The sequence below is a fragment of the Roseofilum acuticapitatum BLCC-M154 genome (assembly GCF_030068475.1).
GTDB lineage: Bacteria > Cyanobacteriota > Cyanobacteriia > Cyanobacteriales > Desertifilaceae > Roseofilum > Roseofilum acuticapitatum.
Genome location: NZ_JAQOSP010000091.1, coordinates 1 through 26247, shown reverse-complemented (window position 1 = coordinate 26247; position 26247 = coordinate 1). Strand labels below are relative to the sequence as shown.

Annotated in this window: 20 protein-coding genes and 1 pseudogene; 9 read left to right on the top strand and 12 right to left on the bottom strand. The window is 46.4% G+C overall.

Annotation, left to right across the window (positions count from 1 at the left end; all coding sequences use genetic code 11):
- Nucleotides 1-118: 118 nt before the first annotated feature.
- The 6 genes from murI to PMG71_RS24145 form a co-directional block, all read right to left on the bottom strand.
- Nucleotides 119-943, bottom strand: a complete 825-nt coding sequence (gene murI / locus PMG71_RS13725; RefSeq protein WP_283754264.1) for a glutamate racemase — start codon at nt 941-943, stop codon at nt 119-121.
- Between the two features lie 64 nt (nt 944-1007).
- Nucleotides 1008-2540: an N-acetylmuramoyl-L-alanine amidase gene (locus tag PMG71_RS13720; RefSeq protein ID WP_283754263.1), complete on the bottom strand. Its 1533-nt coding sequence runs from the start codon at nt 2538-2540 to the stop codon at nt 1008-1010.
- Between the two features lie 108 nt (nt 2541-2648).
- Entirely contained in the window at nt 2649-4553 is a 1905-nt protein-coding gene (locus tag PMG71_RS13715) for an N-acetylmuramoyl-L-alanine amidase (protein WP_283754262.1), read from the bottom strand.
- Nucleotides 4554-4777: 224 nt separating this feature from the next.
- A complete protein-coding gene (locus PMG71_RS13710; protein WP_283754261.1) occupies nt 4778-6211 on the bottom strand; it encodes a cation:proton antiporter in 1434 nt (477 codons plus the stop codon).
- A 98-nt stretch (nt 6212-6309) separates the two neighbouring features.
- Entirely contained in the window at nt 6310-7119 is an 810-nt protein-coding gene (locus PMG71_RS13705) for a carbon-nitrogen hydrolase family protein (RefSeq protein WP_283754260.1), read from the bottom strand.
- A gap of 151 nt (nt 7120-7270) precedes the next feature.
- The gene (locus PMG71_RS24145) at nt 7271-7426 is read right to left on the bottom strand and encodes a zinc ribbon domain-containing protein (protein WP_283754259.1); all 156 of its coding nucleotides are present in this window, start codon (nt 7424-7426) and stop codon (nt 7271-7273) included.
- 85 nt (nt 7427-7511) lie between these two features.
- On the opposite strand from PMG71_RS24145, the gene PMG71_RS13695 reads away from it, so the two are divergent.
- Nucleotides 7512-8597, top strand: a complete 1086-nt coding sequence (locus PMG71_RS13695) for a YheT family hydrolase (RefSeq protein WP_283754258.1) — start codon at nt 7512-7514, stop codon at nt 8595-8597.
- A 95-nt stretch (nt 8598-8692) separates the two neighbouring features.
- Entirely contained in the window at nt 8693-10207 is a 1515-nt protein-coding gene (locus tag PMG71_RS13690; protein WP_283754257.1) for a family 10 glycosylhydrolase, read from the top strand.
- 17 nt (nt 10208-10224) lie between these two features.
- Here the strand turns inward: PMG71_RS13690 and PMG71_RS13685 are convergent, their stop codons facing one another.
- The 3 genes from PMG71_RS13685 to PMG71_RS13675 all read right to left on the bottom strand — a co-directional run bounded on the left by PMG71_RS13685 (nt 10225) and on the right by PMG71_RS13675 (nt 13705).
- Complete coding sequence (locus tag PMG71_RS13685) at nt 10225-10806, bottom strand: cyclic di-GMP-binding domain-containing protein, MshE-related (protein WP_283754256.1); 582 nt, start codon at nt 10804-10806, stop codon at nt 10225-10227.
- Between the two features lie 225 nt (nt 10807-11031).
- A complete protein-coding gene (gene ftsH / locus PMG71_RS13680) occupies nt 11032-12909 on the bottom strand; it encodes an ATP-dependent zinc metalloprotease FtsH (RefSeq protein WP_283754255.1) in 1878 nt (625 codons plus the stop codon).
- Entirely contained in the window at nt 12899-13705 is an 807-nt protein-coding gene (locus PMG71_RS13675; protein WP_283754254.1) for a hypothetical protein, read from the bottom strand. The genes ftsH and PMG71_RS13675 overlap by 11 nt, the downstream gene beginning before the upstream one ends.
- A gap of 117 nt (nt 13706-13822) precedes the next feature.
- Between PMG71_RS13675 and PMG71_RS13670 the strand changes: the two genes are divergently transcribed.
- Nucleotides 13823-14041 (top strand): hypothetical protein, encoded by a 219-nt coding sequence (locus PMG71_RS13670; RefSeq protein ID WP_283754253.1) that lies wholly within the window; start codon nt 13823-13825, stop codon nt 14039-14041.
- Nucleotides 14010-14384 (top strand): hypothetical protein, encoded by a 375-nt coding sequence (locus PMG71_RS13665; protein WP_283754252.1) that lies wholly within the window; start codon nt 14010-14012, stop codon nt 14382-14384. The genes PMG71_RS13670 and PMG71_RS13665 overlap by 32 nt, the downstream gene beginning before the upstream one ends.
- A gap of 26 nt (nt 14385-14410) precedes the next feature.
- On the opposite strand, the gene PMG71_RS13660 is transcribed toward PMG71_RS13665, so the two are convergent.
- A complete protein-coding gene (locus PMG71_RS13660; protein ID WP_283754251.1) occupies nt 14411-16423 on the bottom strand; it encodes a response regulator in 2013 nt (670 codons plus the stop codon).
- A 475-nt stretch (nt 16424-16898) separates the two neighbouring features.
- On the opposite strand from PMG71_RS13660, the gene PMG71_RS13655 reads away from it, so the two are divergent.
- On the top strand, nt 16899-19625 hold the full coding sequence (locus PMG71_RS13655; RefSeq protein WP_283754250.1) for a PAS domain-containing hybrid sensor histidine kinase/response regulator: 2727 nt from the start codon (nt 16899-16901) through the stop codon (nt 19623-19625).
- Here PMG71_RS13655 and PMG71_RS13650 read toward each other — a convergent pair.
- Nucleotides 19573-20718 (bottom strand): response regulator, encoded by a 1146-nt coding sequence (locus tag PMG71_RS13650; RefSeq protein WP_283754249.1) that lies wholly within the window; start codon nt 20716-20718, stop codon nt 19573-19575. The two genes, PMG71_RS13655 and PMG71_RS13650, sit on opposite strands and share 53 nt — an antisense overlap.
- Entirely contained in the window at nt 20715-23642 is a 2928-nt protein-coding gene (locus PMG71_RS13645) for a response regulator (protein ID WP_283754248.1), read from the bottom strand. Before PMG71_RS13645 ends, PMG71_RS13650 begins: the two co-directional genes overlap by 4 nt.
- Nucleotides 23643-23808: 166 nt before the next feature.
- Here PMG71_RS13645 and PMG71_RS13640 point away from each other — a divergent pair, with 166 nt between their 5' ends.
- The 4 genes and pseudogenes from PMG71_RS13640 to PMG71_RS13625 form a co-directional block, all read left to right on the top strand.
- Nucleotides 23809-23964 (top strand): hypothetical protein, encoded by a 156-nt coding sequence (locus PMG71_RS13640; RefSeq protein ID WP_283754247.1) that lies wholly within the window; start codon nt 23809-23811, stop codon nt 23962-23964.
- Between the two features lie 312 nt (nt 23965-24276).
- Entirely contained in the window at nt 24277-24549 is a 273-nt protein-coding gene (locus tag PMG71_RS13635) for a hypothetical protein (RefSeq protein ID WP_283754246.1), read from the top strand.
- A 3-nt stretch (nt 24550-24552) separates the two neighbouring features.
- Entirely contained in the window at nt 24553-25764 is a 1212-nt protein-coding gene (locus PMG71_RS13630; protein ID WP_283754245.1) for an RNA-guided endonuclease InsQ/TnpB family protein, read from the top strand.
- 60 nt (nt 25765-25824) lie between these two features.
- Nucleotides 25825-26127, top strand: a pseudogene (locus tag PMG71_RS13625) (lysophospholipid acyltransferase family protein); the annotation flags it as partial.
- Between the last annotated feature and the right edge of the window lie 120 nt (nt 26128-26247).

Sequence of the window (26247 nt, the reverse complement as noted above, 5' to 3'; positions counted from 1 at the left end):
GTCAACCCCAGGGGTTGGGCCATATCGTAATTCCAAGACGTGAAAAAACCCAAAAATTGCCCCTACTTTTTGCCCAGAAACCGGGTTTCTAGAAACCCAGTTTCTGATCTACAGGGGCTTAAGAAGCCAGAGAATTAGATATGGGCAGATAGCTTAAATCCACCTGTTCAACTTGGGGAGTGTATCCTAACCAAAACACCGAACGAGATCTAAACTGTTGAGGAGAACCACTGACCCCAAATTGGGTTGGTAAGGGTGCATTGGTATTTCGTAAACCCAGCAAATCCAGCTCTTGTGCAGTAGCTTTAACCACATGAACGGCGGGATTAATGATTTGTACGGATTTAGGCAACAGTTGACGAATCACTGAATCTAAGAGAGGGTAGTGAGTGCAGCCATAAATGAGAGTATCAATATTTTGTTGGAGCAGAGGTTGCAAATAGGAGCGGGCAACCTCATAAGTATAGGGATCATTGATCCGATTTTGTTCAATCAAAGGGACAAACTCTGGGCATCCCACTTGCCAAACCTGAACCGTTGGGTCAACTTCAATCATCGCTTGGCGATAGGCTTGACTGGCAGCCGTAGCAGGAGTCGCAATCACCCCCACCCGTTTACCCACAGAAACAGCCGCTCTCGCGGCTGGTAGAATCAATCCCAGGATGGGCGTTGAAAATTCATCACTAATGGCTTCTAGGGCTAATGCATTACTGGTATTGCACGCCATGACGACCATTTTCACCTGTTGCTCTTCCATCCAGGTGATAATTTCCCGTACAAATTGAATAATCTCTTCAGGCGATCGCGTACCATAGGGCAAGCGTGCCGTATCTCCAAAATAAATAACCGATTCTTGGGGAAGCTGACGATAGAGTTCGCTTAGAACCGTCAGTCCACCCACACCGCTATCAAAAACCCCAATTGGCCGATGATTGATGGTCATGCTTTGTATTTACTCCAAATCACTCACTCACACCATGGGGTTTAGCAATGTGTGCTTCCCCCCACTAATAGTTTTGCTGAATATGGCGCAGAATGCCATTGGCAATCCCTTGAGCCATCTGACGACGGAAAACGGGATTCGCTAATTTAGCCGAATCTTCCCGACCCGTGATAAATCCAGTTTCCACCAAGACAGAAGGCATAGATGTGTTTCTCAGCACATAAAATCTAGCACGACGAATACCGCGATCGCGAATATTTAAAGTTTGCAGAATACTATTATGGATATCGCGAGCTAAAGCCTGACCCGTTTGATAGTAAAAGGTTTCCAACCCATTCACTTCTGGACGGCTCATACTAATCGCATTCGCATGAATGCTCACAAATAGGGTCGCATTCGCTCGTTCGGCCGTCGCCACCCTAGGAGCTAAATCAATTTCCCGGTCATCCCGACGAGTCAGCACCGCTTGCACCCCATTTTGCTCTAGGATAGCCGCCACCTGATTCGAGATATCCATCACAATATCCTTCTCCCGTAGTCCATTCCCCACCGCTCCAGGGTCACGACCCCCATGGCCGGGGTCAATGGCTACTCGAATGCGAGTATTGCGAGGAGGAGTCGGAGTAGACGGACGAGGATTAGTCGTCGGAGGAGGCAAGGGTTGGGGACGAGGAGGAGCAGGAGGCAAAGGATTAGCCGGTGGCGGTACATTAATCACCACTCCATCTTGAGGGGGTTGGGTCGGTAGTGGCTCTACAGAAGAATTTGCCGATGCTAGTTCCTGATTGGTCGGCCAAGGTTGTTGCGCTTCTTGGGTAGATAAAATACTACTACCAGGAACCGGCATGAGAATAACAGCATAGGATTGGCTAACGGCTTTCCAATCCGGACTGGCAGGGGTCACATCTAAAGTTACCCTTACAATAGAATCCTCCAATTGACTCATCTGGATTTGGCGCACCCCTCGACTATTAATCGGTAAAGGTCTTTGATGTAAATCGCTCGCTAAGGTAACTCCCTCAAAATCAATCGTGATTTCCTGTTGATTAGAGCTGCGTTTGACAGACTTCACTTCTGGATTATCTCCATTCACCCGTAAAAAAAAGCCATCACGAGTAACCCGAATCCCTTCTACTACAGATGAAGCGCTGCTCGAAGGAACCGGTTGAGGAGTAGAAACCGGAGGAGGGGTAACCGGTGTTTGCACCCGTTGAGGATTGGGAATTTGCACCACCCATCGACGAGGGGAAATCCCTTGGAATTTCACTTGATTGGGGTCAATGGTATAACCGGGTTTGAGTTCTACGACTAAGCGAGTAGTATTAGAATTAAACTGCCCCGTGCGGACTTGGGCAATCCCAGGCGTATTGACCAACTGCTCCCGTAATGCTCTCCCTAATTGAATTCCGGGTAAGTCAACCACCAAACGAGTCGGCCCATAAATCAGTTGCGCTCTCGGTTGGACATTGGTATCGGTGGTCAACTCTAAGCGATTGTTTCTGGCATCAAAGCGCCAATTTTCCAAACTGGCTGCATAGACGGGAGATGAGAGCAGCCATAATCCTAAAACACCTGGTAAAAGCCAATGAAGTTTCACGCCGTTTCCTCGCTGATGATTGTGATACGCCCTTGCTGCTCCGACAATCACTACATCAGCTTGGGAAATGAACCCGCTATGAGGGCGTGAAACTTTCCGAACATAGCTCTAGTAGTTTTGCCGGATATACAGCAAAATTCCATTGGCGATCGCCTGAGCCATTTGACTTCTAAAGGCTGGAGTCGCTAACCTCGGAGCATCCTGGGCCCCGGTTACAAATCCAGTTTCCACTAATACCGATGGCATGGATGTTCGGCGGAGAACATAAAAGCGAGCGCTTTTTACTCCCCGGTCAGTCATCGGTATGCTCCGGAGGATGGAACCTTGAATCGCTTGGGCTAGGCGAGCGCCACTATTGTAGTAGTACGTTTCTACTCCATTGACATCCGGGCGACTCATACTAATTGCATTGGCATGAATGCTAACAAAGAGGTTGGCGTTGACCCGTTCGGCTAGATTCACCCTAGGAGCCAGGTCGATTTCTACTTCGCGATCGCGGGTTAAAACCACTTGCACCCCATTTTGTTGCAGAATGGCGGCCACCTGTCGAGAGATATCTAAAACTACATCCGTTTCTCGCAGTCCACGAATGCCGACTGCACCGGGATCGCGGCCCCCATGACCCGGATCGATCACCACCCGAATTCGAGAATTGGGAGTCCGTCCTGGAGTAGGTAGGGGCCATTGGGTACGGGGTGGAGTCGTCGGCTGAGGAGGTAGAGGATTCGCTGGTCTAGGAACAGGAATGGGAATATTGGCTGAGGGAGGATTGGGAGTCGAGGCAATAGGGGGTAAGGAAGGAGTACCTGACCCCAAAGATAGGGCAATCACCTGGGAACCCGCTTGATTGATCTGTCCCAAGCTAAATCCAGAACGAGGAGTCATAGAAATCACCACCGTTTGGTCATCAGCTTGCTGCACATCAAAGCGAGTAAAGGGACTATTTCCCCCTGTAGGCATCTGAGGCGGATTTTGCCCTAAGCGAGCGGGCGATAATCTTAAAGTATAGACCGAAGGATTGGGCCATTCCCCCACCGCAGTGACTCGGCCACTAGCACGAATCACCAATTGGGAATTGGTGCTATTACCAGACAACTCGATCGCCTGAATCAGGGGCGGTTGAGTGGGATCGGGCACATTCGGATCGGCGGCTCGAATCTCGCGACCAGCCGGCCAAGGATTAGCACTGGCAACATCGGTTCCACTCCCAGCTCTGGGAATCAGAACCAGCCCTATGCGGTTAGGTATAGCTTGCCAATCTGCACTATTCGGGTTGACATTGAGGGTAATACGAGTTCCGGTCTCATCCCCCTCTAAGGGACTGAGAATAAATTGATTGAGTCCCCGACTATTAATATTTAAACGTCTGGGGTTTAAGCTATTGGGTATACTTACCCCTTTGAGATCGATTTCAATTTGACGTTGGTCTGAGGAGCGCTCCACTCTAGCAATTTCTGGCTGGTTGGTGGTGCGAATGAAAAAGCCATCACCCGTGACTCGAACCCCTTCAATTTCATTTCCACTGGTGCTGCGGTTGGGGGTAGGTTGTTGAGCTACCGGCCGAGAGGGGGGAGGTGAAGTTAAAGTAGGCGGAGGATTGGAGCGCGTTGGGGTTGTGCCTTCTCGTTGGGGTTGAGGTAGTTGTACTGTCCATTGGGAGGCAGAAGAGCCGATAAATCTGACTTGAGAGGGGTCGAGGGTATAGCCAGAGTTTAATTCAATGACGATGCGGGTGGTGTTGCGCTCAAATTGCCCGGTTCTGACTTGTTTAATCCCTGGGGTAGAGACCAGTTGGGAACGAATGGAGTTGCCCAAACTGGTTCCGGGTAAATCGATGACTAAGCGAGTGGGATTAAAAATGAGTTGGGCAGTGGGTTGAACTCGGCCGTTGGTGGTGAATTCCAGACGATTGTTTCTGGCATCGAACCGCCAATATTGTAAACTGGCTGCTTGGACTGGGGCTGACCAGAGCCAGAGTCCTAAAAGGCTAGGAAATAACCAATTCAGTTTCACAGATGGGCCTCTAGAATGACTAAATTTCATGACGGTTGATTGGGAGGAGTCTTTAATTAAGATTCAGGTGATGAGTATATTACAACTACAGACGAATCGGGAAAAAAAGATGGGGTGCAATCTTGGCGACGGTTGCGAGTCGATCGCGATCCGGCCAGATGATTGCACCCCCATAATTTGGTTTTCAATGCTGATTGTAATATCGATGGGTAGAGATCGCCTGATTATTGGCTAGAATCTGATTCGGCGATCGCTGCGGGTTCTTTTTTCGGTTCTGTACTCGAACTCGGTACAGTTTCTGATTTTTGAAAAGCCACTCTTAATAAGGGGGGCGCAACAAATGTGGTCAGAATCACCATCACAATAATCGCTGCATCTAAGGATTCGGGTAAGACACCACTGGCAGAACCGACTCCAGCAAAGACTAATCCGACTTCTCCCCGTGGAATCATCCCCACACCAACGGCAATCCGATTAACCGGTTCACCACCGAAGAGGGTAAATCCACTGACCACTTTACCAATAATCGCCACGACCACCAGGAAACTGGCAATAATTAGTCCTTCCCGGTTACTGGGAACCGCAGGGTTGAGAACCGAGAGATCGGTTTGCGCCCCCACGGTGACGAAGAAGACAGGAACCAACATAAATCCGATGGGTTCCACTAATTCTTCCAGTTCTCGATGTTTTTCCGTTTCTCCCAAAATTAGACCGGCGGTAAAGGCTCCTAAGATGGCTTCGAGTTGAATAACTGCACCGATATAGGCAAAGATAAAGGCGATAATTAATCCACCAATTAAGAGGGTTCCTGGAGTAGTCAGTTTATTAAGTAAACCCATAAAATAGGGCATGACCAGGCGGCCTAAGATAATGGAGCCAATCAGGAAAGCCGCAGCACTAATCACCAGATAAATGATGCTGGAGACCTCAACTTCTCCTTTTTCGGCTAAGGAAGCTACGATCGCCAGAATAATAATGCCGAGGATATCATCTAATACGGCTGCACCGATAATGATTTGTCCTTCTTTGTCATTCAGACGTTTAATTTCTGCCAGCACTTTCGCCGTAATCCCAATACTGGTGGCGGTTAAGGCTGCACCGGCAAAGATAGCGGGAATATTGGGCACATGGAAAAAATAAATCAGTCCCAAGGTTCCCGTTAAAAACGGGACGACCACCCCAGTCACGGCAACTAAGGCGGATTGGACTCCGGCATCAATAAGTTGTTTTAAATCTGATTCTAAACCAATTTGAAATAGGAGAAAAATCACCCCTAATTCTGATAAAACCGAGATGACTTCACTTTGGGCGAGAAAAACACCATCGGCTGCTTCTGGGGTTAAACCGGCTGTTTTTTCCAACAAGGTAATAATTACGGATTCCTCTGCACCAGCTCCGCCTTCTGGAAAAACCAGCAATTTGAGGACAGATACCCCAATGACCACCCCTCCCAAAAGCTCTCCGAGGACAGGAGGTAACTCCAGACGAGCGCATAATTCACTACCAATTTTACTGGCAAGATAAATAGTAACAAGGCTCAGAAGAACCCCAGCTAAGACTAGGGTAGGACTGGTCGCTTCGGCTTCGGTTGCTGTGGCTAACAAGGGGGTGAGGCTGGTTGGGGTGTGAGAAAACACCCAAGGGAGTATTTCAACCATTATGTTCTTTAACTCATCGATGTCTACTGTACAAGGTTCTTTACAAATGTAAAGCAAATCTGAAGAAAAGCGAAAGTAAGAGTTTCACATGATTGCGATTAGAAGACGCGATGATTAAGGCTGGGCATTTGTCGGCGTACTTGTTGTAAACGGTCGGGACGGATTTCGGCGATCGCCACTCCCGGTTCTTCTCCTGCATCAGCGAGAATAATCCCCCAAGGGTCGATAATCATGGCATGGCCATGGGTTTTGCGGCGAGCATAATGGCAACCGGTTTGGGCGGGGGCGATACAATAACAGGTGTTTTCAATGGCTCTGGCTTGCAATAAAACTTTCCAATGGTCTTTTCCGGTATAAGCGGTAAACGCCGCCGGAATAAATAAAACTTCCGCCCCTTGCTGGGACAAGGAGCGGTACAATTCTGGAAAGCGCACATCATAACAAACCGATAATCCTAAGCAACCGAACAGTTCAGACTTGTAGATGGGAGGGAGTTCGGTTCCCGCTTGTACCGTTAAGGATTCTTGGTAAGTATTTCCATCGGGCACATTTACATCAAACAAGTGGACTTTGTGGTATCGAGCCAGTTCTTCACCGTTGGGGTCAATCAATAGGGCTGTATTGTGAACTTTATCGCTACTGACTGGGATGGGAAATCCGCCCCCTAGGAGAGTCACCTGGAACCGTTGAGCCATGGTTTTGAGAAATTTCTCCGTTTGCTCGGCGATCGCCCCGGCTTGGGCAATTTTCTCAGTTTCTGTACCTAAGAACGAGAAGTTTTCCGGTAAGCCAATCAGTTCGGCTCCTTGGCGCTTGGCTAGGTCAATTAGGTCTTCCGCTTCAGCGAGGTTTTTCTCCAGATCTGGCTTACTGGTCATCTGGATAGCGGCTGCGAGATAGGATTTCATGTTCTAAACTGTGATGTGAAGAATAAACTTGACACTCCCCGCACTGAAGTGACGGGGATTCCTGATTCAGTGAGACAACTTACCCAGCAGACTTGCATCTGCTTGGCAGAGGTCGTTCTCTCCACAGGCGTGAATTTGGGTATGCCCTACCCTATGAGTGCCCACTAGCTAAGATATTTAGAGCCGCATTGTGGTCACGGTCTAGTACAGTACCACAATGCCCGCAGCAATGCGTTCTTTGACTCAATGTTTTGACAACTTGCTTACCGCAATTTGAACAATTCTGACTGGTATATTGGGGAGGCACTGCAATCGTGATCCTATAAACTATCTAGAATACCCTTTGCGTGGGCATTAGGGAAGAGTTCAGAAGGTGAATGGATGCAACTCAGGTGAAAAGAACAATTCAAGACAATGGCATAGCATTGCAACCTTTGTCAAAGCAACTCATCATTGAATATCAATCGCCCTTATATTTCCAGGATGGTTTAATTCAAACCTTAGTCGTAGACTACTGGTATGGAATCACTTGGAAAAAATGGGGCGATCGCGTTTCCTGGTTAAGTCATTTGCCCCCAGTTCCTTGGCAAGAACAGATCTTTACGGGTGCGGAAGGGGTTCCCCTGTGGGGAATTTGGAGCTGTCCCCCCCATGCTAAAGGTACAATCATCTTCAATACGGGCATCAATGGCATAGTCAACAACGAATGGTATGCTCATTTACTCGCTCACAAGGCTTACCAGCGTCATTTTGCCATTCTCCTCTATGACTGGCGAGGTCATGGCAAAACCGCCGAGCTTTCCCCCGTCCCTTCATCCTACGGTTGGCGGGAAGGACAAGATCAAGTTCATTTAGCAGAGCAACTCACCAACCTGGGTTGCCCTACCCCAGTGATTCTCACGGGTGCTTCTATGGGGGGACAATTGGCTTTATGGGGAGTGAAAGCAGCGATGGAAAGCGGTTCTTCTGAGATCTGCGGAGGGGCGACTTTATCGACTAATCTTGAATCTAGCCTTTCCTTAGCCCATTTGCGAACTACATTCATGGGTCGCAAAATTGAACAGAGTTTTGTCCGTAAATTTATTGCTGAAGCCCAAAAACGGCGGACACTCTTTCCCGACAGCTTAAAACCAGACGCTTTAGAGAGAATGACTTCAGTGGATAGTTGCGATCGCCAAATGGTCATCGACTACTATGGTTTTCAGAGGGTCGAAGACTATTATCGCCAAACCAGCGCCCTGTACATTTTAGATCGGCTGACTCTTCCCTACTTAATTATTTATGCCGAAGATGACCCCATATTCGATCCGCAAATTATCCCGCAAATGAAACAGCGTATGGCTCAAAATCCCAATGCTCATCTTATTCTCACAGAAAAAGGCGGCCATATTGCTCACATTAATCAATCCAACCGTTCGGAAGATCGATTTTGGGGGATGAATAGATTACTTGACTTTTGCGAAATACTAATAGGCTGATCGTTTACAGACAACATAACAGTCACAAGCTATGATCGGGAAGATTTTCCCCCGATAAGCGACTGTAATCCACTTGATTTATTACCTGATTTTTCATGACTTCTCCATTCCTGAGACCTTACAAGTTCAATCTTTGGCTGGCCCTATTTCTGCTGCTCTCCCCGATTCTAGGAACCCTCACCGAGATCAAACCGAGTTCTGCGGCCGTTAATGCCTATTGTCAATTATCCAATCCAGAGCGACAAGCAAAAGAACAGGCACGGCAAGCTGCTCTGAGTGGAAACCCAGAAGCTCAACAGCGCTATCAAGCTTTGGTTCAACAGCATACGGCTCAACTACAAAACTGCCGCGCTCGCACTTGGCCCCAAACTCAGGCGATTTGGCTGCGGGTTTATCCCTGCGATCTATTTAACGGCAATTTAGACCGGGTGATGGATGAGATTGTGAATAAGGGCTATAACGAGGTCTATGTTGAGGTGTTTTATGATGGTCAAGTTCTCTTACCCGTTAATGATAACCCCACCCCTTGGCCCTCTGTGGTTCGGCTTCAGGGACAGGAAAATGCCGATCTCTTAGCCCTGACGATTCAGAAAGCGAGACAAAGGGGACTACGGATTTATGCCTGGTTGTTTTCGATGAATTTTGGCTATAACTATAGTCTGTTGGGCGATCGCCAGCAAGCCCTAGCCCGCAATGGCAACAACGAAACCAGTCTATCGGTTCATGATGCCAAAGACACCGGCTATGAAGTCACCGGAGGCGATACAGAACAAGTCTTTATCGATCCCTATCATCCCCAAGCCAAACGAGACTATTATTACCTCGTCAATTCCATCCTCCAACGTCAGCCCGATGGGATGCTATTTGATTATATTCGCTATCCTCGGCTGACTGGCCCGGCTTCTGTCGCCACCAAAGTCCAAGATTTATGGATTTATGGCCCGGCTTCCCAACAGTCCCTCTATCAACGGGCCACGAATAATCAGGGTCAATACATCATTCAAGCCTATATCAGCAAAGGATATATTACAGTTGACGATCTTCAAGCCGCCAAGCAACGCTATCCCCAAGAAGGACAACCGATGTGGCAAGGTCGCAACACTCCACAAGGCTCCCTCAGTTTAAGACAACAGCAAGACCGCCTACAACAGGAACTCTGGTTACTCACCGTTGCCCATGCTCTGCAAGGAGTGATTGATTTTCTCGTCCTTGCCAGTGCCCCTGCTCAACGTCAAGGATTACCCACCGGAGCCGTATTTTTCCCCGATGCTAACCGAGTTGTGGGTAAAGGTTATGATTCTCGCCTGCAACCTTGGGATAAATTCCCGACTTCTATGGAATGGCATCCCATGTCCTATGGTGTGTGTAGCGGAACCGAGTGTATTACGGAACAGGTGGAGCGGGTTTTAAGTATGGCGACTCAAAATGTGCAAGTGAAGCCCGTTTTAGCCGGACAATGGGGACAAGACTACAGAAATCGCCCATCTTTGGAAGAGCAGATGCGCGATTTGCAACGGTGGCAGGGTCGGATTTCGGCCATTAGCCATTTTGCTTTTTCTTGGCAAGAACCACAGCTCGATCAACAACGGCGCTCTTGCCAAGCCCCATAAGATTTGTATGAATCCTTTTAATAAAGTGTACTGACGAAGAAATCAACGGTTTGCTGATTCACCCATCCGTGGCGAACGGCAATTTCTCCAAATCTGAGACCGGTTTGAGACTGATAGGTGAGGATGGTTTGGATTTGTTCGTCATCTAAAATGCCTGCACCTTTGAGGGCTTGCCCTAGAGGTTGTTGGTAACTCTTGAGTTGGTGGAGCTGTTCGGCAAAAAAGTCGGCGGTTTCTGATTTGATCCATCCCCACATGGCGGAGATTTCTCCGAAGCGTAAATGGTGATGATCTTGTTGGTAGGCTAAGATGGCTTGCACTTGGTTGTGGGTGAGCAGTCCTGCTTCTTCGAGTCTCTGCCCGATGAGTTTAGAGGTCGGGATTGACTCTTGTTGTTCTAGATGGGAAATATTGGCGCTTAGGGAGGTTGTGTTGTCGATTTCATGGCCGATCCACAAGGGCCAAAATAGCACAATCCATCCTAGGCTTTGAGACTCGGTTGAGTTCAGGTCTTCTTGTTCTTTGCGTGCGCTGCTATAGCAGAGTGCCCCTGAAAATACATAGGAAATCAGGGTATAGACCATTAAAAGTGTACTCATCAATTCACCCCTTACAGAATTTAATTTCTAATCTTAAGGGGAATGATACCGCATTTTTTCGGAATAAAAGTCCGTGGGTTTACGATAATTTTTATGAAGTTAAAATAAAGAGTAAATATAATTACTTATTTTAGTCCATTTTCAGTTTAATAATTATGACTTAATGAGCAAGATAGGTTCTAAATGGTCTGCCTATCCTGCTGGTTAATCTGTGTTAATTAAGGGCTAAAATTCTAGGGTTTTCTCGGAAGATACAGAGTTAACCCGATCTAACCAAGCGTAGAGTTGTTCGCCTTCTAAGACTTCGGTTTCTAAGAGTTCTTCGGTCATGTTTTCCATCAGTTCTTGATTGTGAGACAAAATACTGAAGGCTTTTGCATATCCTTTTTCGATGATTTCTTTGACTTCGCGATCGATGGTTTGGGCGGTGTCGTCGCTCATCATGCGGCGGGTGTTGCCACTGCCATTACCGAGGAAGTTTCCGGAGGAGAGTTTTTGATAGGCTAGGGGGCCTAAGACTTTGCTCATGCCGTAGGTGGTGACCATTTGTTCGGCGAGGTTGGTGGCTCGTTGCAGGTCGTCTGATGCTCCGGTGGATATTGTGCCAAAGATGAGTTCTTCGGCTGCTCTGCCGCCGAGTAACATGGCGATTTGGTCGCGCAGTTCCCATTCTTCCATGAGGAAGCGGTCTTCGGTGGGGAGTTTGAGGGTGTAGCCGAGGGCGGATAGACCACGAGGAACGATGGAGATTTTGGCGACTTTGCTGCTTGCTGGCATTAAGGCTCCGACGATCGCATGGCCGACTTCATGATAGGCGACTCGTTTTTTCTCGCGATCGCTCAATACGCGGCTCTTTTTCTCTAGTCCAGCAATGACGCGCTCGATCGCTTCTTTAAAGTCGGCTTGGGATACGGCTTCCCGATTGTTGCGAGCCGCCAGCAATGCGGCTTCGTTGACGAGGTTGGCGAGGTCGGCTCCGGCAAATCCGGGGGTTTGGGTGGCGATCGCCCTCAAGTCGATATCATCTCCGAGTTTGACTTTCTTAGCATAAATCTCTAAAATTGTCAACCGTCCCGCTAAATCCGGTCGGTCTACTAAGACTTGGCGATCGAAGCGTCCGGGGCGCAACAGGGCAGCATCTAAGGCTTCTGGGCGGTTGGTTGCCGCTAAAACAATTACGGTAGCATCCCCCACTCCAAAGCCGTCCATTTCTGTCAAAAGTTGGTTTAGGGTTTGCTCCCGTTCATCATTAGAGCCACTTTGCACCGCGCCATTACTGCGGGATTTGCCAATGGCATCCAATTCATCAATGAAAATAATACAAGGAGCTTTCTTTTTTGCCTGTTCAAATAAATCCCGTACTCGTGCGGCTCCCGTACCCACAAACAGCTCCACAAATTCAGAAGCTGAGATGCTGAAAAAAGAAACTTTTGCTTCTCCGGCAACGGCTTTAGCTAACAGGGTTTTTCCTGTTCCTGGAGGGCCGACTAATAATACCCCTTTAGGAATTCTTGCGCCAATTTTTTTGAAGCGATCGGGACTTTTGAGAAACTCCACAATTTCGGCTAATTCAACTTTGGCTTCTTCCACCCCAGCCACATCTGCAAAAGTGACTTTATCCGATGCTCCTTCTACATAAATCTTCGCTTTACTCTTACTAATCGCTAAAGATTGGGAATTGCCCCGATTGAGGAAAAATTGAAAAGCAACAACCAAAATAATCGGCGGAATCACCCAATTCAAGAGAACGGCAAACCAGGTATTGGTCGGTGGTGGAGCCGCTTGAAACAAAACCCCATTCGCTTCTAGGCGCTGGACTAATTCGGGGTCAAATACGGGAGTCGTCGAGAGTAGGGGGCCGAGTTGTTCTCCTGTATTTTCTGACTTCAAACGATAGCGAATTTCTTTGGAGCCAATTTGCACGCCAGAAACTTTATTCTCCTTTACCTGCTCCAGAAATTCACTGTAGGGGACGGTGGGAACTTTCGGCCGTGTAAATTGAGGGAGAATATAGTTAAGGGTAACAATGACTCCAGCAACACCGACTAAAATCCAACCCATCTGTTGCGGTCGAGGTAATTTAGGTTTTTTCTTAATACTCATGACTCGTTACTCCAGTTGTTGGGAAAAAATAAAACAGTTGCCATTTTCCTTGCACTTGGCCAAAGTGGATTTGGGGATCTAGGGGAGAATAGACATAGCGATTATAAATATAGCCGGTGTCTCCATTGGGTAAGTAGATGGCTGTCCATCCATCGAGGGGACTGGAAAGGGAATCGGGGGGTTCCTCGGAGGGGGAAAGACTCCGAGTTAACACTTCATTGGAGACGATCGCCATCGCCTCGCTGTCAATATCGGGCGCAGATCGCACATTTACCCCCGCTCCTACTACCACTACCTGATTCTTTTCCCAGTCTAGTCTAGGTTGGGGTGAGTGGATCGAGGGAGGATAGGCTTGCAGCAGTTGGGATTGCACTGGGGGACAAACCCACAGGGAGGTAAAGGGATCGATTTTAGTATGGGTGGAATTTTCTTGGGCAATACATCCGAGGGCGATCGCCTTTTCTAGCTCTTCCCAGACTCTTGCTTCTCCCATTTTTTCCCACAAGGGGCTTTGTTCGGGGAGTAATTCTGTAATAAATTCTCGATCGCGATCGGCTACTGCATGACGAAATTCCCGCCGAAAGCGATCGAATTCGCTTCCCGGTTCTACTTCATCTCGTTCCAAGAGGTTTAACGGGCGGATTTCTGAAGGAGTCTGTATTGATGCAGTCGGGGAAACGGCAGCAGGAGAAGGAGCTAGAGAAGGTTGGGGAGTTGGGGAAGTATTCACCATGGGGCGAGTCTGCCAGAATAGGGCAAAGCTGGCTCCCCCTAGGGTGGCTGTGACCAGAGTCATGAACAATAGGCTATAAAGGTTAATCATATGCTCTCTAAAGGCGATCGGTTCCTCTTGGTATAGTTTTGAGGAAGCAATTGAGGTAACATATATTCATATTTAAATCCAGCTAAATTGATGAGCCATCATTCTAATGGAGATAATATCCCAGAAAATATTCATGCTGCAAGCAGTCCCCAAAAATGTTTTGAGATGGCACAAAAATATGGATGGCAACTTAAGGTTATCCGTAATACCAGAGACCGCATCCTAAAAGTAGATTGCGTTTTTTATGGAAAGCAAACCAGTTTCGAGGATGAACGATATGAGACAAACATGGATTATCTACAAGAGTAGCGATGCAGATGCTTTGGGATGGGAAGAGCGACAACTTTTACCATCAGGAAGTTTAACCAGTATTCTGGCTGAAGAGTGGCATTATTCCAGCAATGGAGAAATTCCCAAAGTGGGCGATCGCGTGAGAGAGTATATGAATGTCAGCGATCCGGGTAATGGTGTAACTCACGGACGTGAGGGTGAATGGAAGGTGGTACAGGTTTGCCAATTTGCCAGTTTTGATACGGATGAACGAATTGTAGTCTGTTACTGTCAGTATCAACCGATTAATGGTCAATGGCAAGAATTGCAAAGAGGTACTGCTGTTGAGGCGCTACTGGAAACCTCACACCAGAAAGTCTAATATCATTTAAAACTGAAACAGGGGGGTTATGACTCCCCATTTTTTCGGGCTAAATTCATGGCTTTTTCTGCCTGTTGACAGAGCTGCTCTAATTCCTGAGCGTGTTCATGTCCGCTTGCGGAATCGGGAAATTGGGCATAGCCGCTACTGAGGGTAATTTTAATCGGTTTTAATCCTCCTAAATCGATCTGAGTGACTTCAGCGAGAATTGTCTGGATTAATTGCTCGGTTTGTTGGTGATTGATTCTCGGAACGGCTAATAAAAATTGATCGTCTCCCCATCGCACGATTAGGGTTTCTGGGGGGACTTGCTGGCGTAAAATTTGGGCAATATTTTGCAAGATGAGATCGCCGACTCGATACCCTCCCTGTTGATTAATCTGCCGAAAGCGATCGATATCTAAGAGGATTATGGCTAAGGACTGGCGATCTTGATGGCATCTTTCTAACTGATGTTCAAGTTTTGTCCAAGCTGGATAGCGGCGCATCACTTGGGTGAGTTCATCCTGGGGATCGATTTGAGGAGAGAGGTTTAAACGAGAGTGTAGCAGTTGATGTCGTTCTAGACGGTTGAGGATGCGGGTGACTAATTCGGAATCGGTTGCTGTTTTATTGACATAATCATCTGCCCCCAGAGCATAGAGACGATTAATGGTTTCTGGGTCGTTATAGCTGGTTAGAAAGAGGATGGGTAAACTATTCCAGTCTGGATGGTTGCGAACTTGTTCACAGAGATCGAGTCCGGTAATATCGGGCATATCGATGTCTAAAATGAGCAGATGGGGTTGAACTTGCTTGAGGGTTGCCCAAAAGTTATGGGGGTTTCCTAGGGGCGTGATGTTAATTCCCCAGGGGGGTAGACAGGTGGTGAGACGTTGATGAATTAAGGGATCGTCGTCAACGGCGAGAACGACTAGGGGAGCGGGAAGATTGGAGTTCTCAGGATCGGGGAAATCAGGCCTTTCTTTTTTCCGGACTTCGGTTTTGGGTTCTGGGGGGATGAGTAGAGCTTGCAGTTGTTTCAGATGCGATCGCAATTCGCCCCCCTTATCCCTACAGCGATCGGATTGGAAGATGGTTTCCATCGACCGAGCGATTTCTGAGCCTTGGGGATAGCCAAACATCCCCAAAGATCCCACTAATTTATGGGCGGCTTGTTGTCCTTCCTGGCGGTTATCCTCACTAGATTTGCCCTGTTCTACAGCCGTGATGACATCCTCTAGCAGGGCTAACCGCTCTAGGATCGGCCCCTTAAATGACTCCCATAATTGGGCGATCGCCGCCTGAGTTTGCGCTTCTGGAGTCTCTGATTGATCGGGTTCTCGATCCTCTAGAGGAGGCGGGATTTCCTTCTCTGAAGCTTTAGGGGGTAAGGCTTTCATCCGATAACCCATACCATAAATCGTTTCAATGATCCCTTCTGCTCCCACATCCTTTAATTTGCGTCGCAAACGTTTTACATGGGCACGCACCGTTTCTTCCCCTGGACTATCGGGAAAGGACCATAAATAATCCAAAATACTACTACTACTAAAAATCCTCTCTGGATGCCGTAAAAATAACTCCAGCAAACCATATTCTTTGGCTGACAGAGAGAGGGGTTCTTCCTGATAAGTCACCTCACAAGTTTTCGGATTTAAGCATAAGTCTCCCCAAACTAAAACCGATTGGGCATAGGTTTGCCGACGACGCATCACCGCCCGAATCCGGGCGTTCAATTCCTCCAGGGTACAGGGTTTAACCACATAATCATCAGCTCCGGCATCTAGACCTGTAACTTTATCCGTACTCTGATGCCTACCGGTCAATAAAATAATCGCTCCTTCATATCCCTGTTGTCGCAAACGGCGACATAAATTTATGCCATCTAATTTGGGCAGATCGATATCCAATAAAATTAAATCGTAGGTGAGGGCATCGGCATATTCCCAACCCATTTGGCCATCACCCGCAATATCTACCACATGGTGTTGATGGGTTAAAGCTTCCTTCAGCATGGGTGCTAAAATAGGGTCATCTTCAGTGACTAAAATTCTCATAGTTATGGATTACTCCCTGTCCGGCTGTGAAACGAGAAGAATGACCATGGGGATTGGAATAGAGCTAGTTTAAGCAGGTTGTGTAACTGGAAATTTCCTCTCCCTCAATCTCTCTCCTGGGGGAGAAGGGGGTAGAGGGCATCAGGGGCAACCGTTTATAACTTATTTAGGTTTGCGATAGAATTCATCTATCGCAAACCTAAAGTTCAAGGGGCCAAAAATAGCCCATTGTCCCCAGGAATTTAGGCTTATCACTAAAGCGATCGCCAGCCAATTGCACCCATGCCTTCATCGGTCATACTAAGAGTCCCCCTGTAATTTTCCCATATTCAGGGTTCTCTGGCGATCCCCACTCTATGCCTATGCAATTGATAGATGTTGTTGATAGACTACTTCAGAGATCCGAGATGACCGACTGTCCAAATTCAACCCTTTCTGGATCATTCGCTCTGTATATTCCAAGGATATTCTCACCATGAGAGACCCTCTCACAGATAGAAGCCATCCCAGGCATACTCAAGCGCCTGAAGTCTCTCATGGCGATCGCCTCCTGTTAATTACCCCCACTCCTTCCCAAGCAAAATCCTTAGAAAAACAATTAGTTCAACTGGGGTATGAGGTTCAGATCTGTCCAGATGGGAAATCGGATTTAAATTCAAGCGACTTACCCGATTTAGTCTTCATTCAATCGGATTGTCCCTATTATTGGAAACAGGTTTATCAAAGCCTCAAATCCGATCCTAAAACCCATAGGATACCGTTACTGGTCTTAACTCGGCATTCAGTCAAGGTACAAACCATCAAAACCTTTCTTTCCCATGGGGTAAAATTTATTTCCTCCACCCAACCCGTCGATCTCCTGAGTGCCATTGAAGGGCAACTGCATCACAGTCGGATGGAAGAACAGTTTAGACAAAAATCTAACTATATTCTACCCTGTCCAGAATGTTATCTCTGGCAACAACCTATTCCCCCCTCTAGTTCCTCCGAGGATTTACTGGTAGGAGATTCGCCCCTATTAGCCATACAGCGAATTGCCCATTTTGGCAGTTGGGAATGGGAACATCAACCCAAATCGGTGCTAGTTCAGGAAATCGGGGCTTCCCAGGAAACTTATCGCATTTTAGGCATCGATCCTAAACGGTTGACCTATGCACAAGTGTTGAAAAGGCTTCATCCAGAGGAGAGGCGAGAGTTTCACCATCGTATTCAAGCTGCTATTGTCCAAGCCAAAGGCCAAGATTGGGAACTCTCCCTCTATAGTGGTGATGGACAACTGCGCTATTGTGAGCTACGAGTACAACCGATCTTAGGCTTTGATGGTCAGGTGAGGGGGTTATTTGGCATTCTACTGGATATTAGCGATCGCAAACTTCTAGAGCAGAAAATCCAGACTTCAGAAATGGAAATGCGATCGGTATTTGGAGCCATGGGCGATATTGTCTTAGTCCTCGATAGAGCCGGAGAAACCATTAAAATGATTCCCACTGCTCCAGCCCTAGGAGAAGGAGTAGAACGAATTTCGGAGACCATTAATCAGATTATTTATGGAGAAGAGCGGACATCCCTCTGTCAGCAGTTAGAACAAGTCATTCGCGATCGCATTACCCTCACCTTTGATTATTACCTCGATCTCGAAGACTCCAAAGTTTGGTTTTCCGCCACCTTATCCCCCATGTTAGAAGATCAGGTGATTTGGATTGCCCGCGACATCACCCAACGCAAACAAGCCGAATTAGAGCGAGACCTCGCCCTAGAACAGGCTGAATCCGCCAACCGCGCCAAAAGCCGATTTCTAGCTAATATGAGTCATGAACTCAGAACCCCCCTCAACGCCATTTTAGGCTTTACTCAGGTTCTCCTCCGAGATGTTGATTTATTGCCCGAATTCCACAAATCTCTCAATATCATTTATTGCAGTGGCGAGCATTTATTAGGACTAATTAATAATATTTTGGATTTATCTAAGGTAGAAGCCGGTTATATCGAGGTCAATCTGACCGCGATTAATCTAGAAGTTTTCTTGGATACGCTTTATCAGATGCTCAATCTGAGAGCCAGGGAAAAACAGCTTAAGTTTCAAATTGAAAAAATGACTCCCTTTCCCCCTTGCTTGCAAACGGATGAAGGTAAGTTACGCCAAATCTTGATCAATTTGCTCAGTAATGCCATTAAGTTTACCTCTAGAGGGCAAGTTATCTTACGGGTGTGGTTCTCAGAAACAGAGGGAAAACCCCCCTTATTAGCCTTTGAAGTCGAAGATACGGGGCCGGGAATTCCCCAGGAGGAACTAGAGTTATTGTTTCAACCCTTTCAGCAGACTTCAACGGGGTTGGTCGCTCAAGAAGGAACGGGTTTAGGTCTGTCCATTAGCCATAAGTTTGTGGAGCTATTGGGAGGCCAACTAACCGTATCCAGTGTCGTCAATCAAGGGAGTATTTTTAAGTTTCAGATTCCGGTAGAACTGGAGGTTTTACCCCAAGTTGAACGATATCAAGAACATCGTCGCGTCAAAGGGTTAGCCCCTGGTCAACCGTCTTATCGGATTTTAGGAGTTGAAGACCGCTTAGAGGAGCTTCAGTGGTTAGTGCAGTTGTTGGAGATAGTGGGGTTTACAGTTCAGAGTGTAGGAAATGCCCAAGAGGCGATCGCCCAATTGCAAAGGTTTAATCCAGATCTGATTTTGATCAATTTACCAATGTCCCATCAGCTCGGATATCCAACTATTGAACAAATTCGCGCCCTCACTCAAGGCCAGTCCATACCCATTATTGCGATGACGGCCACCGTCTTTGAAAATGAAGACTATTTAAGGACTACGATCAGTTACGATAAGCTACTTTATAAGCCGATTCAAGAAAGTATTCTTTTGACAACACTTGCCGAATTTTTACCCCTAGAGTATACCTACGAAGAGCGATCCCCAATCAGTCTTTTTTCAGAAGCCATTCACTCTAAACCCCTAGATACCAGCGCATTTTTAATCATGCCAGAAGCTTGGCTAAAACAGCTTTACTATGCAACGATTACACTCGACGATCAACGAATTTTAGAATTAATTGAAGATTTGCCCTCCGATCGAGTAGAACTGATCCAATTCATTAGGCAAACCTTAAATCGTTTTGATTTTGAGAGTTTGCTAGATCTACTTACTCCTCTACTTCCTCCGTCTCTTCTTGAATCTGGAACATTAGAAGAGTAAAGTAAAAGGATGTCCCCACATCAACTTCGGACTTAAACCAGATTTTGCCTCCATGATTCTCAGCAATTTTGCGACAGGTGGCTAACCCAATGCCATGTCCGCTATATTGTTTGGCATCATGAAAGCGCTTAAAGACTTGAAAAACTTCTCCGGTTTTTTCCGGTGGAATACCAATGCCATTATCTTTGAGACTAATCAAGCATTTGGTTTTACGAATGACCGCTTTGATTTGAATTTCGGGTTGTCGATCTGGGGCGGTAAATTTAATCGCATTGTTGATTAAATTTTGAAACAGTTGAATGAGCTGGACTTCATTCCCTTGAACCGTGGGTAATGAGGAGCAAATAATCTTTACATTGCGTTCGGCGATCGCACTGGCTAAGTTTTCTTTGACTTGCTCTATAATCTCATTACAATCAATCGGTTCTAAGCTAATTTTCTCTTGTCCCATTTTGGCATAGATCAGCAAATCTTGGATTAATCGCTTCATGCGATCGCCCGCACTAATAATACTTTGCAGATGAGTATATTCTTCAGGTTCTAACTTATCTTTTAACGTAAAATCCAGAATGCGGGCAAATCCTAAGATACTTTGCATCGGTTGCTGTAAATCATGGGAGACGACTGAAGTAAATTTTTCTAGCTCCTGATTGGCTTGAGTCAGTTTATCATTATTTTCGATCAGTTGTTGTTGTAGAGAACGAATTTGTAAGTGATTTTTCACCCTAGCCAAAACTTCAGCATTCTTAAAGGGTTTTGTAATATAGTCTGCTCCTCCTAGCTGAAAGGCTTTTACCTTATCCCAGGTATCATCAGAAGCACTAATGAAAATTACTGGTATGTCACAGGTTTTGGGATCGTTTTTCAAGACTTTACAAACTTCATAGCCATCCATTTCTGGCATTCTAATATCTAATAAAATCAAGTCAGGTAAGGAACTATAAATCGAATCAATCGCGGCTTTTCCACTCAATGCTTTTCGCACATCATAGCCCATACCGCTTAAAATATCTGATAATAAGCGCACGTTGACAACATTATCATCAATAACCAAAATTTCTGCGTGATTGACCAGTTGAGACTGAATATTCATAGGATGTCTTGAGAGGGGGCAAGAGTTTCTACCAGATCGAGAATCCGATCGAATTGAAAGTTGTTCGACCAATTTTCTAATACATCAGCCAAACCTTCGTCTGGAGAAGGAATGAATTGCACTAAATTAAGAATTTCTGAATCCGATCCCTTACGAGCTGCTTGGGACAACTGCTCGATCCAATCCGAAGGCATTTGTGTTAATATTCTTTTTAAGTTTTCTGAACAATTTTCAAGGCTTGGAGCGGGGTCTTTATCCATCCACTCGACCCTCGCATCTGGAGTTAATTCTGGAGTAATCTGAGTCGCTTCCAATGCGTTAGCATATTGATAATGAACTCCTAAATACTGAGCGATTTTTTGCCAAACAATTTCTTCTTGAACAGGTTGCTTGATGTAGTCATCCCACCCGTCTGCCCTGAGATCTCCGAGTGGCTCTGATGCAAATTCAGGAATCAGAGCAATTAAGATGGTATCTTTGCATTTGGGGGTGGCTCGAATGGACTCAGTGGGTGTATGACCATCGATCGCCGAAGTTTGGATATCCATTAAAATCAAATCGGGAGACCAGTTTTGGCACAGGGCGATCGCTTCTTCACGTTGAGTGACTTCGCGAACTTGGAATCCAACGGATTGCAGTAGGTTCACTAAGTTTTGTCGGTTTGCCCAGTGATGTTCAACTACTAATATACGATAGTTCGGTTGATTCGGGGCAAGCCCAATCACAGAGGCTATTTCACTCTCTTCGTTGAAATTAATACGATCATCAAGAATTAAAGGAATCTCAAAGCTAAAGCGAGACCCCTGGTTAAGTTGACTTGTGACTTGGATTTTCCCTCCCATTAAGTTCACCAGTCTTTGACTCAGGGCTAAACCCAGACCGGTTCCATCTTGAGAAGGGGCATTAGAGAAGGGGTTAAATAGGGTCGATAAAACGTCTGAAGGTATGCCAATTCCTGTGTCTTCAACCTCGAAGCGTAACTGTGAGGGGCAAGAAACCCGTAGAATAAGAGTCCCTGAATCGGTAAATTTAATACTATTATCGAGTAAGTTAATCAGCACTTGACGCAGTTTGTGTTCATCAGTTTGAAGGGTTCTGGGGGTATTTTCTGCTAGAAAGAGTTTAAAGGTCAGTCCTTTGGCTGTAGCTCTGGTTTCAATGATCTGGGTTAGGGAGTCGAGAAATTGGCACAAATCAAAGGGTTTGGGATAGAGTTTGATTCGCCCGGATTCGAGTTTGGACATATCTAAAACATCATTAATTAAGCGGAGCAGATGTTCTCCACTGTGGTGAATAATGTTTAAGTAGTCTTGGACTCGATCGCTAAGGCTTGTATCTTGTTGCAAAATTTGGGTAAAGCCTAAAATCCCGTTTAAAGGAGTTCTGAGTTCATGGGTCATTTTGGCTAAGAATTCGCTTTTGGCTTGGTTCGCGGATTCGGCCAGATCTTTGGCTTGGGCGAGTTCTTGGGATTGCTGTTGCGCGGTTTCTAGAATTTTGGCTTGTTGAAGCGCAATACCGAGTTGTTCGCCAATTTCAATGACAAAATGAATTTCACTGTCTGTCCAGAAGCGGGGATTGGCGTTTTGATAGCAGGCTAAGAGACCCCAGAGTTGGGTTTCGGTGAAGAGGGGAACGGTGAGATAGGCCATTGCTTGAAACTGGTGCAGCAGGTTGAGATAGCAGGGGTTGAATCCGGCCTGTTCGATGTCGGGAACGGAGAAATAGGTGGTTGGGTGTTTATATCGTTTACTGTGGTTGTTTTGAAAGTAAGTATCAGTGATGGTCTGAGGGTGTTGGGTGTAGAGGTTAACTAAGCAGCGATCGCGGTCTATGAATTGACGGGGGTTGCCCATGACAGAAACCCACCCTTTGCCTACGGATTCAGCGATAAATTGTCCACTCCAGTCGGGATTAAAGCGAAATACACCTACGCGATCGCACTGTAGGGTTGTGCGGATATCCTCGGTAATGGTGGAGAAAACTTGCTCCATGTCTAGGGTACTCCGCATCCGTTCTAGGACTTGGCGGGTGGCTTTTTCCAGTTTGATTTTCTCTTGTAGCTCGGTTAAGACTTGGTTGCGCTCGGCTTCTATTTTTTGACGTTCGGTAATATCGTTCAAAAGGCAGAGAACATAGAATTTGGCTCGCAAATTGAGTAATTCAGCCGAGAGGAGAACGGTGCGGATTTCTCCTGTTTTGGTTAAAATTTGTAGTTCGTAGTTTTGGATTCGTTGCGATCGCTTCAGTTCTTCCATGAGCAGATCGCGCTGACTCGGATAAGCCCACAAATTGAGATCCACGGGGTTTTTACCCAGGGTTTCTGCTTTAGAATATCCAGTGATGTCGATAAAGGCTTGATTGAGATCGATGAATTCTCCATGGGGGTATTTGGCTATCGCCATGGGATAAGGACTGAGTAAAAATGCTTTAGAAAATTTTTCTTCAGATTCCTGGAGGGCCTTTTGGGTTTTTTCTTGCTGTTCAATCTCGTATTGTAATTGCCGGTTTTGATCGAGCAGTTGTTGTTCTAAAGTCCGAATTCTCAACTGGTGTTTGATTCTCACCAAAACTTCTTCAATTTGAAAGGGTTTGGTAATATAATCACATCCTCCCACCTCAAATGCTCGGATTAAGTCAATGGGATCGTCAAGGGCACTAATAAAAATTACGGGAATATGAGATATTCGAGGGTTTTCTTTTAACCGTTGACAGACTTGATACCCATTGAGATCGGGCATTCTAATATCGAGTAAAATGAGATCGGGAGGAGCGGCTTGAATACTAATTAGAGCCATCTTACTATTTTTGACCCCACGAGTTTTATAACCAGCTTGTTTCAGAGCGCTACAGAGAACATGCAGGTTATTCATGGAATCATCAATAATTAAGATTTGGGGCCGAGGAGGCTTTAGTGCTACCATCGTAAAACTGAGTAATACATAAGTGCAGGTTTTCTAGGATCTCTGATGAAGATAGGAATGGGTTCACAAAAAGTGACAAAATACTCAGAAAGTTTACTATAAAACTGTACTTTTATTACCATTGTATGAAAAATAAATTGACTTGTCTATCGGTATAGAGCCACCTTTGAGTTCTCCCCCAAAGACTAATCCTAGTTTACTGCGATCGCTCGTCAGTATTAGTCTGTTTATTTTTCTGTCTGGAGTGGTTGCCTACTTATCGCTTCAGTTGGCGATCGCCCTCTGGCAAAAATTTCTGGCCCCGTTTATTGCCCTTGGATAGCTCCTGTTCGGTTATTGAAGACCATTCAAGGGTAATTTTAGGGAATGGATTGAAGATTAGCTTAAGGGGTGATATCAAGTCCGATTCTTCATGTCCGCGAAGCGGAAATACCCTGATTAAAAATTTAGGGAGCGAGACGCTCCCACTCCAGTAATATCAAGGGATTAGAGGAGTACGGGCATCTTGCTCCCTTCTTCACCCTTTATCCGGACTTGATATGACAACAGAAAAACTGTCATCACCCATGTCATAACTCCATAACCCCTTGATTAAGGTAAGTACCAGAAGTCTTAATTTAGGGGATAAAGTCTGATGTTGGCTCAATTCTTGAAATGGGAATTACAGTTACCGTTCCAGAGACAAAAAACGGCGATCGCCCCCCCTCCCACTGCCTCGTCTATCTCGCCTTGGTTAACCCCCTTCGTGTATCCCTTCGCCCGACATCTCCTCTTACCCTCCTATTTTGGATCTCTGGAAGTCAAAGGGCGCGAGCATTTCCCCACGGATGGTTCACCCGTCATCAGAAAAATGGGTAGAAACCCCGTCCTTTTAGGACGGCTTTACAGGGAATGTAGTAGAATGTGAGACATGGAAAAAGCCTACCGCTACCGTTTCTACCCAACTGCCGAGCAAGAACAAATATTGCGCCGGACAATTGGTTGTGTGCGGTTGGTTTTTAACAAAGCTTTGGCTTTCCGAACCGAAGCTTGGTATGAAAGGCAAGAACGAGTAGACTACGTTCAAACCTCCACCCTGTTGACGCAGTGGAAGAAACTCGAAGACCTGCAATTTCTCAATGAGGTTAGTTGTGTACCACTGCAACAAGGCTTGAGACACCTGCAAACAGGGTTTACGAACTTCTTTGCTGGTAGGGCAAAATACCCCAACTTTAAGAAGAAACGCAGTGGTGGTAGTGCAGAGTTTACCAAGTCTGCTTTTAGATGGAAGGACGGACAAGTATATTTGGCAAAGTGTTCTGAAGCTCTGCCAATTAAATGGTCTAGGCAACTGCCAAATGGGTGTGAACCGAGTACCATCACAGTTAAACTTGAGCCTTCTGGACGCTGGTTTGTCAGTTTGCGGATTAACGATCCCACTGATGAAACCATGGAGCCAATTGATAGTGCTGTAGGAATAGATGTCGGGGTGAGTAGTCTTGCAACCCTGAGTACGGGTGAAAAAATTGCTAACCCCAAAGCGTTTAACAAACACTATCAAAAGTTGCGGAAAGCGCAAAAGTCTTTGAGCCGTAAACAAAAATCTTCTCGCAACCGAGACAAAGCAAGACTCAAGGTAGCTCGCATTCAAGCTAAAATCTCGGATTCTCGAAAAGACCATTTGCACAAACTGACAACTCGGCTGATTCGTGAAAACCAAACGATAGTAGTTGAGGATTTGGCAGTTAAGAACATGGTCAAAAATCCCAAGCTTGCCCGTGCTATCAGTGATGCTGCATGGGGTGAATGGGTGAGACAACTGGAGTACAAAGCCAAATGGTACGGACGAAACTTGGTAAAAATTGACCGATGGTTCCCCAGTTCTAAACGCTGTGGGAATTGCGGTCACGTTGTGGAAAAGTTGCCGTTGAGTATCCGAGAGTGGGATTGCCCCAACTGTGGGACGCGCCACGACCGGGATATCAATGCAGCTAAAAACCTTTTGGCGGTGGGACACACCGTTACAGTCTGTGGAGCGAACATAAGACCTGATAGGCATAAGTCTAAAGGGCAGTTGCGTAGACCCGAATGGGCGTGCGTCAGCAAAGCCAGTAATGGAAGGAAACAGAAACCTAAGTCGTGAGTCTTAGGAATCACCGCCCTTTTAGGGCGGTGAGGATGTCAAGGATTAGAACTCTTAGCCCATCGAGAAGTCCTCGTGATTTTTCCTGAAGGTGGGATTTTCCGCGATCGCCAAGTTCATCCTCTCAAACCCGGTTTAGCTCGTCTCGCCCTCCAAGCTCAAACCAACTCCCCAGAAAACGCCATCAAAATCCTACCCATCCATCTCAATTACGACCAAGCTTTTCCCCAAAAAGGTTGCTCAGTAACCCTCAACATTGGTACTCCCCTGGAGGTTTCTACCTATTCCTCCGGACACCTAAAAACCGATGCCCAACAGCTCACCACCGCCCTGTTCCAAGCTTTACAGCGCTTTGCGCTGTAGTGGGGGAATGGGGGAATGGGGGAATGGGGGGAGCAAACAATAGACTTGGTAGAAGCTCTGAGCTGTTCTAGATATCGTTAAAAACCATCATTAATGTACCTCATAGCAGAGGAAACTGCT